Genomic DNA, 13,990 nt, shown 5'->3' on the forward strand with positions numbered 1-13,990 from the left:
GCCGGCCAATTGAGGTGAGATTGTGCCGGCACGACATGCGCAGCCAACAATTCAGCTCTGCCGCATCGCCGGTCATCGCCCCCCTCACTTGCTTAAAAAGAAGTGAGCAATCCATGTGCCAAATGACGCGATACCAGATATCAATGACTTGCAAACAACCGCGCCACAACAGCGGACAAAATGTCCGGACGCGTTTGGACAAAATGTCCGAACGGTTGAACCAAAGTATCAGTCGGCTTCCGGAAGCCACACGCGGAATGTGCTGCCCTTGCCTTGTTCGCTTTCCACCGTGATTTGACCACGCTGGCGCTTGATCAGCGTCTGACTGATGGACAAGCCGAGGCCGGTGCCCTCGCGGCGCTTTGACGTGAAGAACGGGTCGAACACCTTCTCGATCATGTCTTCACGCATGCCGATGCCGGTGTCGGACACCTCGATAACGATGCCCGGATTGCCGTCCCGCTCAGCATCGAATGACCGCAGTGTAAGGGTGCCGCCGTCGGGCATGGCATGGATCGCATTGACGATCAGATTGATCAGCACCTGCTGCAACTCGTTGCGATTCATCAGGACCAGGCGGGTTGCCCGATCATCCCGGACCACAGCGATGTCGGTCTTGTTCAGGAAATGCTTGACCAGCGGCAGGCAGTCGGCCACGACGCTTCCAGGCGCGTGACGCTCGACATAGCCGGCATACTCTTCCGGCCTAGCAAACTGCAGCAGCTTGGTGACGATCTGGCTGATGCGATGAATCTGCTCGTCGAGCAGGCGGAACTCGACCTTGGCCTTGTCGGCTGCGTCGCCGATCACGCTGCGGATGACGTCGAGATTACCCTGCATCACCGCGATCGGGTTGTTGATTTCATGGGCGACACCGGCGGTGATTTCGCCGATGGCTGCGAGCTTTTCGGACATGATGAGTTGCTTGGTGGTCGCCTCCAGCTTCAGATTGGCGTGCTCGAGATCCCGCGTTCGCTCGCGCACCCGCGTGTTCAAATCCTCGTTCCACTCCCGCAATTGCCGATCGCGCTCCTGGATCTGGTCGAGCAGGGTATCGAGGTGAAACGCCACGCGGCCGATCTCGTCGCCCGATGCCGGCAATTTGGTGCGGGCGGACAAATTGCCGCTTTCCACTTCGCCGATCGTCGTGGTGACGCGTTCGAGCGGCATGAATATCGACTGCGCCCAGCGCAGGAAGATCGGCACGGTTGCTGCCGTGATCACGATGAATGCGAGCGCGATGATCAGGAGCGTCTCAAACTTGGCGTCGTTGAACGGTTTCTGCAGGAATCCGACATAGAGCATGCCGACGCGCTTGCCATAGCTGTCGACCAAAGGCTCATAGGCCGAAATGTACCAGTCGTTGACCACGAACGCGCTGTCGAGCCAGGTGCGCCCCTCACCCATGACCGCGGAGCGCACCGCCGCCGAGACCCGCGTCCCCAGCGCGCGCCGCCCCTCGAACAGGCGGACGTTGGTGGAGACCCGCACGTCGTCCAGGAACAGCGTCGCCGTTCCCTGGCTGCCCTCCGGCAGGCTGGCTGACTGATAGACGAGGTCGTTGATCGTATCGATGAACTCCAGATTCTGATTGAGCAGAATCCCCCCGACCAACGCGGCCGGCGCTCCTCCTGATGTCGTCGCCCGGCTCGCGGCATGCACGACCATGCCGTGCGTTTCCGTGCTGCGATTGGTCGGGACCGCGTTCGGCGTCGGCACCAGATCGAGGCGCGCACGCTCGGCAAGAACAGGCGAAATCGCCGCAAGTTCGTCATTGCTGAAGATGTCGATGCCGGCCGACGGCGCCTCCCCCGACAACGCCGAGGTGATGATCGGCCAGTCGCCTTTCGGCCGTCCCGGAAACGCGGGTGACGAAGCGATGATCTTTCCGCTGGAGTCCATCAGGTAGAGAAAGTCGAGACCTATCTCCTTGCGGGAGGTTTCGAGCAGGTCGCCCACGGCGGACAGCGGACTGCGCTCCCCCACATCGCGGAAGCGTGCGGAGAGGCCGAGCGCACGGATCTGAACGCCGGTTTTTTCCAGAATACGGGCCAGATATTGATGAGCGATGGTGAGATCGCCATTCACCTTCGAAATCAGGGTGGCGTCGAACCTCGCATTCCAGCGATAGATGGCGACCCCGAGCAGCAGCGGCAGGATGACCAGCATGGGCAGCAGCGCGATCGCCAGCAGCCGGAAACGAACAGAGCGCCCGCGCGCCGGCTCGTTCATGCTGCTTGCCCGCTCAGACATCCCACAGCGCGCATTTGCGGTCGATGGTCTTGCGCGAGATTCCAAGCCTGCGCGCGGCTTCCTCGCGGTTGCCGCCGGCCTCTTTCAGGACAGAAAGAATGTGCCGGCGCTCCAGATCGGCCAGGCTGTCGGCAGCGGTCGGCTGGCCATCGCTTCGCGGCCCGGCGAAATCGTCCGGGAACTTGCCGAGGATCAGCGTGCGTTCGATCAGGTTGCGTAGCTCCCGCACATTGCCGGGCCAGTCGTAACTCGCCAACGCGGCACGAACCGCACCGTCGATCGCAACCGGCGGCATGCCGAGCTGCATCGAGAGCTTGCTCATGAAGATGGTGGCGAGTTCCTGCACGTCGTCGCCGCGGTCCCTGAGCAGCGGCAGATGAATCTGCATGACGTTCAGGCGGTAATACAGGTCGGCGCGAAAGCGCCCCCGTTCTACTTGCTTCTGCAGATCGGCGTTGGTCGCAAAGATCAAGCGAAGATCGACCGGCACTTCACGCTCGGAGCCGACGGGACGGACGCGGCGGTCCTCCAGAACGCGCAACAGCTTGCTCTGCATCGGCAACGGCAGCTCACCGATTTCGTCGAGGAACAGCGTGCCGCCATGCGCATAAAGGAACAGGCCCTCGCGCCCGCTGTCTGCGCCGGTGAAGGCCCCCTTGATGTGGCCGAACAGTTCGCCCTCGATCATCTCGGGCGGAATGGCTGCGCAATTCACCGGCACAAAGGGCTTGTCGGCGCGATCGGACAGCGAATGAATCGAGCGCGCAGCAACTTCCTTGCCGGTGCCGGAATCGCCGGTCAGCAGGATCGATGTCGGCAGGCGGGCGACGCGGGCAATGGTTTCCCGCACGCTGCGGGTCGCCGGTGACGTCCCGATCAGATTGTCGCGCAGGAACGTGCGATCGGACGAAGCGCGCAGCGCATAGCGCAGCACATAGTTCTCGCGCTGCAACCGGACCCGGTCGAGACAACGCGCCACCGCGTTCAATATCTGGTTCGAGCGGAACGGTTTCAGCACGAAATCGACCGCGCCGGCACGCAGCGCCTGGATCGCGGTGTCGAGATCGGCAAAGGCCGTGATGAGGATGGCGTCGGCGAAGAAGCCGACAGCTCGTTGCTCGGCCAGCCAGTCGACGCCATTCTTGCCCGGCATGATGTTGTCGAGGATGACGACGTCGAATCGGCTCTTGTCGAGCAGGCGCGAGGCTTCGTCCGTGTCGGCCGCCTCCTCCACATGCTTGCAGCGCGGCCCCAGCGTGCGCACGAGAAAATTGCGCATCCCGGGTTCGTCATCGACGATCAGGATCGAGGCCTGCGCCAGCGCGCCGAACTCGGAGCCGCCAGCCGGTTTGCCGAGTTTTGCCGCTGGCTCGTTGGCCGCAACAGGGGATCCCGCTGCGCTTGCCTTCGATGTCGGGAAGTTCATGCCGGAATTTGTAGGACCGATCGTCGCACCCGGCAATCGCGCGTTCTAATGATGTCGTCTAATTGACGCGCGAGGGATATCCCTGCCCGGACGGCTCATGCATTTGGCTTTTCTATCGATCCATTTGTTTTTTCTATCAAAAACACGATGCGGTCCTGGCTGCGCTCGGTTATTTCGACCGTGTCGCCGGTTTCGCGAATGAGGTTCGGGATGTCGATCACCGACAGCGGATCGGTGCACAGCACTTCCAGCCTGTCGCCGGGCGGCAACGTCTTCAGCGCCTTGCGGGTCTTCAACGCCGGAAGCGGACATTTCAGCCCGGCGAGATCGAGTTTTGTCGTGGTCATGTTCCGAACATGGCGAAGGGAGCCCGCATCGTCAACGGACATCAATTGATCAGGCCTGCATAGGACAGGAACCCCACCGTCTGGCCGGGCTCAACCACCGTCACCTGTTCGCCAAGCTCGACCAGGCCGTCGGTGTCTGTCAGCGACGACAAAAGCCCTGCACCCTCGCGCGGAAATTTTATCGCTTCGAGCGCGCCATCCGCCGCCTTGCGCAGGGTGACGCGGACATATTCGCGGCGGGCAATCTTCTTCTTGTAGCCGAAGGCGGCGCGAACCGGCATCGGCAGCAGCGGCTCCGGCCGCGCACCCGATAGTGCCAGAATGGTCGGCCGCACCACGTGAATGAAGGTGACAAAACTCGCCACCGGATTGCCGGGCAAACCGATAAACGGGGTGCCGCCGATGATTCCCATCGCAACCGGGCGTCCCGGCTTGATCGCCATCCGCCACAGCACCAGCCTGCCGACACTTTCGACGCTCGCCTTGACGTGATCCTCCTCGCCGGTCGAAACGCCGCCAGTGGTGAGGATCAGGTCGTGCGTGCCGGCCACGTCTTGCAGCGCGCGCGCAAGCGCGGCGCGATCATCCCTGATGATGCCGAGATCGCTGACCTCGCAGCCGAGCCGAGCCAGCATTGCCATCAGCATGTAACGGTTCGAATCGAACAATTGCGCTGCGGCGCGCGTTTCGCCGGGTGAAGCGAGTTCGTCGCCGGTGGAGAACACCGCAACGCGAATGCGCCTGACGACATCGAGCTGCGTCAGGCCGAAGGCTGCAGCGAGCGCGACATCCTGCGGCCGCAGCCGCTGGCCGGCCTTCAGCGCCGCAAGGCCTGCCGGAATATCTTCGCCCGCGGGCCGCACATTGGCGCCGGGCTTGAGACCCGCGGGGAGAACGACCTTGTCGCCGTCGACGCGGACATCCTCCTGCATGAACACGGTATCGGCGCCTTCGGGCATCGGCGCGCCGGTGAAGATGCGCACCACCTGCCCCGGCGTGAGCGGCGCAGATGCGGCGCCACCCGCCTGAACGCGGCCGATCACTGGAAATGCCTGTTCCTCCTGCTGCGGCAGGTCGCGGCTGGAGACCGCATAACCGTCGACGGCGGAATTGGTGAAGGGCGGCAGCGGCAGCGGCGCCAGAATGTCGTGCGCGAGAATGCGGCCATCGGCGCGGGCGAGCGTGACCGTCTCTACATCGACGACCGGCGTCACGCGCGCGGCAATAAGACCGACGGCCTCATCGACCGACATCATCGGGCCGCCGAAGGCAAAGCAATCGTCAGACAATTGCGCCATGTGCCTGATCAGCCCTCAGCTTCGCATTTCGCCAGCACGTCTTCGAGCGAGATCGCCGATTTCAGCATCATCGCCGCCACCGCCTCGATATCATCGAGATGGGCGGTCGGCAGCGTGGTTTCAACCGCCGTATCGGTCGCGATTCCAACGATGCCGGGATCGTCCGGGAACAGCAGCGGTTTTTCATTCGCGGCGCGATAGACCTCGATCTTGCGGTGCGGCTCGCGCTTGAAACCCTCGACGACGACGAGATCGACGCGCGACATTTTTGCCAGCAGTTCCGGCAATCGCGGCTCCGCAGCGCCGCGCAGCTCGTGCATCAGGGCCCAGCGCTGGCTGGAAGACACCAAAACTTCGGCCGCTCCGGCTTCGCGATGCTTCCAGGAATCCTTGCCGGGCACGTCGACATCGAAGGCGTGATGGGCGTGCTTGATCACGGAAACGCGCAGGCCCTGTTTCTGCAATTGCGGGATCGCCCGCGTCAGCAAGGTGGTCTTGCCGGCGCCGCTCCATCCCGCGAGGCCTATTACTTTCATTGCGTTCTCCGCTGTCCTGGCCCGAACCGGGGCTAGGCATTCTCCAAAGGTGCTTTATATCGGCTGACAGCCATTGTCATGCTAACCTGCGGATATGATGAAAATCGAAAAGGCCCCCGCCCCCCTGATCGTGCCGAATCCCGAGGATCCGCGGCTGACCGAGCGCGTTGCCGGGACCGACCAGACCGGTGCGGCGGTCGAAATCCGGGTGCCGGTGGAGCGGCCGCTGACGCTGTATCTGAACGCGCAGGAGATCGTCACCATGATGACGATCGGGGACTATCCGGAATACCTGGCGCTCGGCTATCTCCTGAACCAGAACATGCTGAAATACGACGACGTCGTCACCGAGGTCGAATATCACGACGACCTTCAGGTCGTGGTCGTGCGCACCGAGCACCACACCAATTTTGAGGCGAAACTGAAGAAGCGCACGCAGACCTCGGGCTGCGCGCAGGGCACCGCGTTCGGCGATCTGCTTGAAGCGGTCGAAAGCGTGGCGCTGCCGAAGGCGGAATTGCGCACGTCCTGGCTCTACCAGATGACGCACGCGATCAACACCATGCCTTCTCTCTATCTGGAAGCGGGCGCGATCCATGGCTGCGTGCTGTGCAAGGAAGGCACGCCCGTCTGCTACACCGAGGACGTCGGCCGCCACAACGCCGTCGACAAGATCGCAGGCTGGATCTATCGCCACGGCGTCGATCCCGCCGACAAAATTCTCTACACCACGGGCCGCCTCACCTCGGAGATGGTGATCAAGACGGTGCGGATGGGAATTCCCATTCTCATCTCACGCTCGGGATTCACGGCATGGGGCGTCGAACTGGCGCGGCAGGTCGGGCTGACGCTGGTCGGGCGCACGCGGGGAAAACGCTTCATCGCGCTATCAGGACAGGATCGGATCGTGTTCGACCAGAACCTCGATTATGTCGGGGAAGAATCCGCGCGGCACAAGCGCAAGGGCGAACGCGATGACTGAGGCGACGCCAAGAGGCGCGCTGGACATTCCCGGCGTACTCCTCGCCGGCGGACTGGCGCGGCGGATGGGCGGCGGCGACAAGCCGATGCGCACGATCGCCGGTCGCACCATCCTCGAACGCGTGATCGCGCGCCTCGCGCCGCAATGTGACGGCCTCATTCTCAATGCCAATGGCGACCCGGCGCGCTTTGCGGCGTTCGGCCTGCCGGTCATTGCCGACGGCGTCGCCGATTTTCCCGGACCGCTCGCAGGTATCCTCGCGGCGCTCGACTGGGCTTCGGCCAACCGGCCTGATGTAAAGCTCGTTCTCAGCGCCGCCGCCGATTGCCCGTTCCTGCCGCGTGATCTGGTTTCACGGCTCTACGGCGCACTCAAAGCGGAGAATGCCGAGCTAGCCGTTGCTGCCTCCGACGGACAATCGCATCCCGTGATCGGATTGTGGAGCGTGAGCCTGCGTGAACAACTGCGCCACGCGCTGGTCGTGGAGGACATCAGGAAGATCGACCGCTGGACCGCTCGCTACAAACTCGCCACCGTGACGTGGCCGACCGCACCGCTCGATCCGTTCTTCAATGCCAACACCATGGACGACATCGCTGAAGCCGAGCGGCTCGCGGCGCTGGACGGAGGTTGACTCAACTCTCTCCGTCGCCGTCCCTACCACGTGCGCAATTGTGCACTGCAATCCTATTGACTACCTAAAGATTGATGAATTCGATCATGATGTCAGATTCAGATTAATTCAATTTGATATACTTCCCGATAGGGTTGCGGTGACGGACTCATCGCGAGGGCACCGTGGCCATATTCGGACGCAGGAAGCCGCCAAGCTTTACCGAGTTGAAAGAGACAATGCGTCCTACACCGGATGCAGATGGTGTGACGCGCGTCTTCCCGAGGGAACTCTGGGACGATCCAAAGATCGGCAAGTTTCTGCAGGAAGCTGGCTTTGCCCCGGATGACGCGCGCAACATCCTGCCAAAGGCAGAGGATTATATCGCCCTTTTCGCTGCGGCCAAAAAGCGGCTGGATGAGCGCACGGAAGCCTTCAATCGTGAAATGACGATGCGCCATGGCTACTGCCATGCCGTGCCTTTTCTGGTCATCGACCACACCATCTGGGACGGCGAACACGGTGCTTTCCTGTATGCCCAGATGAACCTCATCGGGTTCGATGAGTGGAACGTACTCATGCTGGCGGCGGATGTACGGACCAGGGAGGCTTGTGACCTGGCGGGCCATCCCGGCGCCGTGCCGGCGGTTACGGAGGTCATGACCAAGCGCGTGATCGACTGGAAGCATCGCCATGACATCGCGCTGGAAGCATACGGAATGACAGCTACGGGCAGCCAAGGAACCACCCAGGGCATCACCCGAGAGCAATACGAGGCCGAACACGACACCCTGCGCAGGGAGATCGTCGACAATGTCGGCTGGATGAAGCCGCGGATCATCAGCGAACTATTGCGCGTTCAGGGTTAAGCGAAACCTACGCCGCCAGCGGCACGGCCCAGGCGTCGTAACCATAAACCCAGTCGGTATCGGTCTTGCCGCTGAGCCAGGTATTGGCGCGCGAGGTCTGCTGGATTCGTTCGGTCCTCGCCTTGCGCGTCGCCTCGAAACGGCGGAAGGCGTTCGCAGCGCCACCGCGTTCGACGCCGTCGAGACAACGCGACAATACCGCCGCGTCCTCGATCGCCATCGCCGCGCCCTGCGCCATGTAGGGCGTCATCGGGTGGCAGGCATCTCCAAGCAGCGTCACGTTGCGATCCGCCCATCGCGCCAGTGAATTGCGGTCGACGATCGCCCATTTGTGGACATCGGGACACGCGGCCAACACCTGCTCGACCTGGCGGTCGAAGCCTGTGAACGCCTTGCGCAATTCCCTGACGTCGCCCTTCGCCGACCACGACTCGATCCGGAAATCCGGCTCCGGCTGACTGGTGACGAGGTAGATCTCGCTGCGATCCGGCTTGACGTAGTAGATGACGATGTGGCGGTCCTCGCCCCACCATTTGGTGCAATCGTCGATCTTTTCGCCGCCGAGCAGCACGGCGGGATAGGTGGTGCGGTAGGCGATCCGACCGGTAAAGCTGACCGGCGAAGCGCCGAACAGAATGTCTCTTACGAGGGAATGAATGCCATCCGCCCCGATCACGGCATCGGCGGTCACGCTTGCACCGTTGGCGAATGTCAGCCGGACACTTTCGCCGCTCTCATCCAGCCCGACCAGTTTGTGATTGAGCTTGACGCATTCATCTGGAACGGCGCTGGCAAGCGCCGCATGCAGGTCGCCGCGGTGCGCCAGCAGATAGGGTGCGCCGAACTTCTGTTCGGCGATCTCGCCAAAAATCATGTCGAATTTGACTTCGCCGGTGCGCCAGTCGCGGTTGTTCCAGGAGCGCGGGTAGAATGATTGCGCGCGCAATCTCGATTCCAGCCCTAACCCGCGCAGCACCTTCATGGCGTTGCAGCCGATCTGGATGCTGGCGCCGATCCGCGCGAACTGCGTCGCCTGTTCGTAGACGGTGACGTCGATACCCACCCGCCGTAGTGCCGCGGCGGTCGCGAGCCCACCCATGCCGGCGCCGATGATCGCAATCGATAGCGGTCGTGCCATTCCCATCCCTGCCCGAGCCGTTTCTGTTGACGGCTTCCTACATATCCTGCGTCAGGCCGGCCGAAATCCCGCCTGCTCCAGCGCTGCGCGGCCCTGCTCCGACGCCAGCGCATCGAGAAAAGCCTGCACCGCCGGCCGCTGCTTGCGCGCTGTCACCAGCGCAAAATCATAATGCTCTTCGGCAAAGGGAATGAAACCCAGGTTGGACGCATGCGCGACCGGCGCAATGGTCATGCCCCAGTCGGCGCGGTGCTGCGCGACCGCCGCCGCCACTGCATTGTGCGAGCGCGGCTGATTCCAATAGCCGTCGGGGCGCGCGCCGTCGAGCAGCCGGTCGATCAGGATGCGCGTGCCCGCCCCCTGGTTGCGATTGACCATGATGCAGGCGGGATCGGCGAGTGCGGCGCGGACCGCGTCTTCCGCGTTCAAGACTTCGAAGCGAAGATCACCCTTGCGGAACACGATGCCCTGCATGCGCCGCCATCCCGGCACCAGTTCCAGTCCCTCACTGAGATAGGGCGTGTTGTAGGTCTCGGTCTTCTCGTCGAACAGATGGATCGGCGCAAAATCGCACTCGCCGCGTTTGGCGGCCGCGAGCCCACCGAGACTGCCGACGGCGATCGAGCGCACCACGAGCCCGGCATGCGCCATCGGCGCCGTGACCAGATCGAGCCCGGTGCAGTGGCTGCCGACGATGACGAGATCCGGCACCCGCACATGCGGCGTGAACAGCGTCACCTCGGCCTCGCTGCCGGCCGGCATCTGGTCGGCCAACGCATCGATCTTCAGAAAACCGTCGGCCTGCGCGAATGATGTGATGGCGCCGGAGCCCTTGCCTGTCGGGTACGCGATCAACCCATCTGATCCTTCGACCAGCGACACCATGACGAATTCAGTGCGACCGAGTTCGGAGGCGATCCGCACCGGCACGCGTGCATTGACCTTGGCGTCCGAACGCGGCGGCAGGCCTGCCATCCGCCGCAGCACCGGCACGATCATGTCGTGGAAGGTGAACATCGCCGAGGTCGGAAATCCCGGCAGGATGATCACGGGCTTGCCGTCGCATACCGCAAGGCACAGCGGTTTGCCGGGCTTGAGCGCCACGCCATGGGCGATGATGCCGGGTTGGCCGAGCCGGCCGATGATGCGGTGGGAGACGTCGCCCGCGCCTTTGGAAGTGCCGCCTGACAGCACCAGCATGTCGCTGGTTTCCAGCGCCTTGCGCATCGCGGATTCCAGTTGCGCTTCATCGTCGGGGATGGCGCCGAAAAAATCAGCCTCGCCGCCGTTCTCCGAAATCGCCGCGGTGACGATCGCGCCGTTGGTGTCGTAGATCGCGGCCGGGCGCAGCGGTTGGCCGGGCTGCACCAGTTCGTCGCCCGTGGAGAGAATGGCGACGCGCGGCCGGCGCGCGACGCTTACCTGCGCGATGCCGCAGGCCGCCAGCATGCCGATCTCGCGCGAACCGATGACGGTGCCGGCGCGCAGCAGCGCCTCGCCGCGGGCGATATCGGAGCCGGCATAGGACACGAATTGTCCGGGCGACGCAGCACGGCGGATTTCGATCGCTCGATGTCCCGCTGGCTGCGTATGCTCGACCATCACGACGGCGTCCGCCCCGCGCGGCACCGGACCGCCGGTCGCGATTGATGTCGCCGTCCCCGACAATACCGGCCGCGTCGGCGCGGTACCGCAGGCGATCACCTCGTCGTTCAGCATCACGCGGACCGGTGACGCCTCACCGGCGGAAGCAAGATCGGCGGAGCGCACCGCAAAGCCATCGACATTGGAGCGGTCGAACGGCGGCACGTCGATCGGCGCCACCACGTCCTCGGCGAGCGCGCAGCCGAGCGCGTCGGCGAGCGGGCGTTGCTCCGTCGGCACCGCGCGCGGAAACAACGCGGCCTCGAAACGCGCCAGCGCATCCTCGCGCGACAGGATCGTCAGGAACTGGTCCTGCTCGCTGTTGTCGCGATCTTTCGGCGCGGGCGTATTGGTCATTTGTGAACTCATATCAGTCCCGCAACATATAGGCATCGACCGGGCTGCCTGCCGCAAAGCCTTCCGAGCCGCCTGATACCACGAGCCAGGCTTCGGCGCGGGCGATCGCCTCCAGCGACAATTCGCCCACCGCCAGCGTGGCCCACAAATCCTGCTTCCGCTCCAGCAACACGATCTCGGCGATGCCGACGCCCGATGCAATCTTGCGCGCCAGCGGCAAATTGACCGTCTTGCGCAGGGCTCGGCCCGAGAGGCGATCGAGTACCGGAAGCACCAGCGTCCACCATGCCGCAAAAGCCTGATCCGGCGCGCCCGGCAGCACGACGACCGGCGTCTTGTTGAGGTGCCCGACGGCCGAGGTGCGGCCGGGCTGCAGGGCGATGCCGTGGGCGAGAATTTCGCCACGCGCAGCCAATGCCGTCACCGCCGCGTCGGTGCGCCCGACGCCGGAGCCGCCGACGATCAGGAGCAGATCGCACGCGCCATCATCGAGTGCCGCCGCAATCGATCCGGCATCGCGGCCCGCGGCGGTGACGGACACGGTTTCGGCACCCGTCGCTTGCGCGCTCTCCGCGATCAGATCCGCCGTCACGCTGCTGCAGGGTACATTGACGATGCGCAGCCGCGGACGCCGGACGCTCAACCGCTCAATTCCAGCAGTGCGCGCCATCAGGAGATCGCGCGGCAGCACGCGCCGCCCGGCCTCCACGATGAGACAACCGGCAGCGATATCGCCGCCGGCCCGACGCACGCCCTGCCCCGGGACGGCCTCCGTCAGCACCTGCGGCATCGGACCGGACAAATCGACGGAATCGGAATCAAGCACGCAGTCGCAAGCCGCAGGGATCGCCTCGCCGGCCTCGACCCAAACCGGCGGCGCCGATAACGGCAGCGGCGAATAGGAGGAGGCGCCGACGAGATCGCGTGCGCAAAAGGCGTAGCCGTCCACCGCGGCAATGTCGCGCGGCGGATAGGCAGGAAGCGGCGGCATCCCGGCGGCGATGCAACGCAGCGCCTCCTTGAGCGTTAATTCAACCGGCGCGACCGGTTCCACGCCGTTCAGCAGGGCATCGAGCGCCCTATCGAGCGGTGTCAGCGAGGTCGGCAGGCGCTGGGGCAAGGTCATGGTCCGGCTATGCCCTGAATCGGGCCGGAAATAAACAGAACCGGGTATCGCCCGCCGTCAGCCCCTCCATTCGGCTACGTTGACGCCGGGGCAAAATAGTTGCAAATGAGACCAATTGGCGGATCAAACCGCCTGCGACAACCGACGGCCAACGTGCCGATTCCAGGGAGGAGAAGACAGGATGTTCGCCAGGAACCTATCCAGGCTGGGAATACTCGCGGCCACGCTGCTGGCGTCGACCGCAGCCCTCGCGCAAGTTTCCGACGATGTGGTCAAGATCGGCGTCCTCACGGACATGAACGGTCCGGCGGCGACGCCGACCGGCCAGGGCTCGGTCACGTCAGCGCAAATGGCGATCGATGATTTCGGCGGCAAGGTGCTCGGCAAGCCGATCAGCATCATCGTCGGCGACCACCAGCTCAAGCCGGATATCGGCGGCGGCATCGCGCGGCGCTGGTACGACGTCGATCAGGTCGATTTGATCGTCGACGTTCCGGTGTCGGCGGTAGGCCTTGCGGTGCAGAACGTCGCCAACGAGAAGAAGAAACTGTTCATTACGCATTCGACCCTGGCCGCGGATTTCCACGGCAAGTTCTGCTCGCCCTACGCGATGCAGTGGGTGATCGACACCCGTTCGCTCGCGGTCGGCACCGCGCAGGCCGTGGTCAAGCGCGGCGGCGACAGCTGGTTCTTCATCACCGACGACTATGCGTTCGGCCACTCGCTGGAACGCGATGCTTCCTCTGTCGTCACCGCCAATGGCGGCAAGGTGCTGGGCTCGGTGCGGCCGCCGCTTGCGACGCCTGATCTGTCGTCCTTCGTGCTGCAGGCGCAGGCCTCCAAGGCCAAGATCATCGGCATCGCCGCCGGCCCGCCCAACAACATGAACGAGATCAAGACCGCTGCCGAGTTCGGCGTGCTCAAGGGCGGCCAGCAGATGGCGGCATTGCTCGCCCTGATCACCGACATCCATTCGCTGGGCCTGCCGGCAGCCCAGGGCCTGTTGCTGACGACCTCGTTCTACTGGGACATGGACGACAAGACGCGCGAATGGTCAAAACGCTATTTTGCCAAGATGAACCGGATGCCGACGATGTGGCAGGCCGGCGTCTATTCCTCGGTCACGAGCTATCTCAACGCCATCAAGGAAGCCGGCACCGACGAACCGTTGAAGGTGGCGGCGAAGATGCGCGAAAAGCCGATCGAGGATTTCTTCTCCCGCAACGGCAAGCTGCGCGAGGACAATCTGATGGTGCATGACCTGTGGCTGGTGCAGGTCAAAAAGCCGGAAGAATCGAAATATCCGTGGGACTATTATCAGATCCTCGCCAAGATTCCCGGCGATGAAGCGTTCGGCCCGGTGGATCCGGCGTGCACGATGGCGAAGAAATAATCGCGCGA

At 63.7% G+C, this 13,990-nt stretch carries 12 protein-coding genes; 4 read left to right on the forward strand and 8 right to left on the reverse strand.

The genetic code is table 11. The annotated features are described in order from the left end of the window. Window positions 1-228: 228 nt before the first annotated feature. From ACVWVY_RS42110 to mobB, 5 genes are all read right to left on the reverse strand, one after another. Entirely contained in the window at window positions 229-2,232 is a 2,004-nt protein-coding gene (locus ACVWVY_RS42110; RefSeq protein ID WP_456631908.1) for a sensor histidine kinase, read from the reverse strand. Window positions 2,233-2,245: 13 nt separating this feature from the next. Continuing rightward, a complete protein-coding gene (locus ACVWVY_RS42115) occupies window positions 2,246-3,679 on the reverse strand; it encodes a sigma-54-dependent transcriptional regulator (RefSeq protein WP_456631909.1) in 1,434 nt (477 codons plus the stop codon). Window positions 3,680-3,774: 95 nt separating this feature from the next. Continuing rightward, complete coding sequence (locus ACVWVY_RS42120) at window positions 3,775-4,026, reverse strand: sulfurtransferase TusA family protein (RefSeq protein ID WP_456631910.1); 252 nt, start codon at window positions 4,024-4,026, stop codon at window positions 3,775-3,777. 41 nt (window positions 4,027-4,067) lie between these two features. Continuing rightward, window positions 4,068-5,324 carry a molybdopterin molybdotransferase MoeA gene (locus tag ACVWVY_RS42125; protein ID WP_456631911.1) on the reverse strand — a complete coding sequence of 419 codons (1,257 nt, stop codon included), beginning with the start codon at window positions 5,322-5,324 and terminating at the stop codon, window positions 4,068-4,070. A gap of 8 nt (window positions 5,325-5,332) precedes the next feature. Then, window positions 5,333-5,860 (reverse strand): molybdopterin-guanine dinucleotide biosynthesis protein B, encoded by a 528-nt coding sequence (gene mobB / locus ACVWVY_RS42130; RefSeq protein ID WP_456631912.1) that lies wholly within the window; start codon window positions 5,858-5,860, stop codon window positions 5,333-5,335. Window positions 5,861-5,954: 94 nt separating this feature from the next. On the opposite strand from mobB, the gene ACVWVY_RS42135 reads away from it, so the two are divergent. The 3 genes from ACVWVY_RS42135 to ACVWVY_RS42145 all read left to right on the forward strand — a co-directional run bounded on the left by ACVWVY_RS42135 (window position 5,955) and on the right by ACVWVY_RS42145 (window position 8,324). Further along, window positions 5,955-6,842, forward strand: coding sequence for a formate dehydrogenase accessory sulfurtransferase FdhD (locus tag ACVWVY_RS42135; RefSeq protein ID WP_456631913.1), 888 nt, complete (start codon window positions 5,955-5,957; stop codon window positions 6,840-6,842). Next, window positions 6,835-7,476, forward strand: a complete 642-nt coding sequence (gene mobA / locus ACVWVY_RS42140) for a molybdenum cofactor guanylyltransferase MobA (protein WP_456631914.1) — start codon at window positions 6,835-6,837, stop codon at window positions 7,474-7,476. Before ACVWVY_RS42135 ends, mobA begins: the two co-directional genes overlap by 8 nt. 164 nt (window positions 7,477-7,640) lie before the next feature. Further along, window positions 7,641-8,324, forward strand: a complete 684-nt coding sequence (locus ACVWVY_RS42145; protein WP_456631915.1) for a hypothetical protein — start codon at window positions 7,641-7,643, stop codon at window positions 8,322-8,324. 7 nt (window positions 8,325-8,331) lie between these two features. Here the strand turns inward: ACVWVY_RS42145 and ACVWVY_RS42150 are convergent, their stop codons facing one another. The 3 genes from ACVWVY_RS42150 to ACVWVY_RS42160 are packed head-to-tail and all read right to left on the reverse strand — an operon-like array spanning window position 8,332 to window position 12,583. Beyond that, on the reverse strand, window positions 8,332-9,462 hold the full coding sequence (locus ACVWVY_RS42150; protein WP_456631916.1) for an FAD-dependent monooxygenase: 1,131 nt from the start codon (window positions 9,460-9,462) through the stop codon (window positions 8,332-8,334). Window positions 9,463-9,513: 51 nt separating this feature from the next. Continuing rightward, complete coding sequence (locus ACVWVY_RS42155; RefSeq protein WP_456631917.1) at window positions 9,514-11,463, reverse strand: molybdopterin biosynthesis protein; 1,950 nt, start codon at window positions 11,461-11,463, stop codon at window positions 9,514-9,516. 13 nt (window positions 11,464-11,476) lie between these two features. Continuing rightward, the gene (locus ACVWVY_RS42160; protein WP_456632460.1) at window positions 11,477-12,583 is read right to left on the reverse strand and encodes a molybdopterin-binding protein; all 1,107 of its coding nucleotides are present in this window, start codon (window positions 12,581-12,583) and stop codon (window positions 11,477-11,479) included. 187 nt (window positions 12,584-12,770) lie between these two features. On the opposite strand from ACVWVY_RS42160, the gene ACVWVY_RS42165 reads away from it, so the two are divergent. Then, a complete protein-coding gene (locus ACVWVY_RS42165) occupies window positions 12,771-13,982 on the forward strand; it encodes an ABC transporter substrate-binding protein (RefSeq protein WP_456631918.1) in 1,212 nt (403 codons plus the stop codon). Window positions 13,983-13,990 lie beyond the last annotated feature (8 nt).

The organism is Bradyrhizobium sp. URHC0002 (assembly GCF_054059515.1).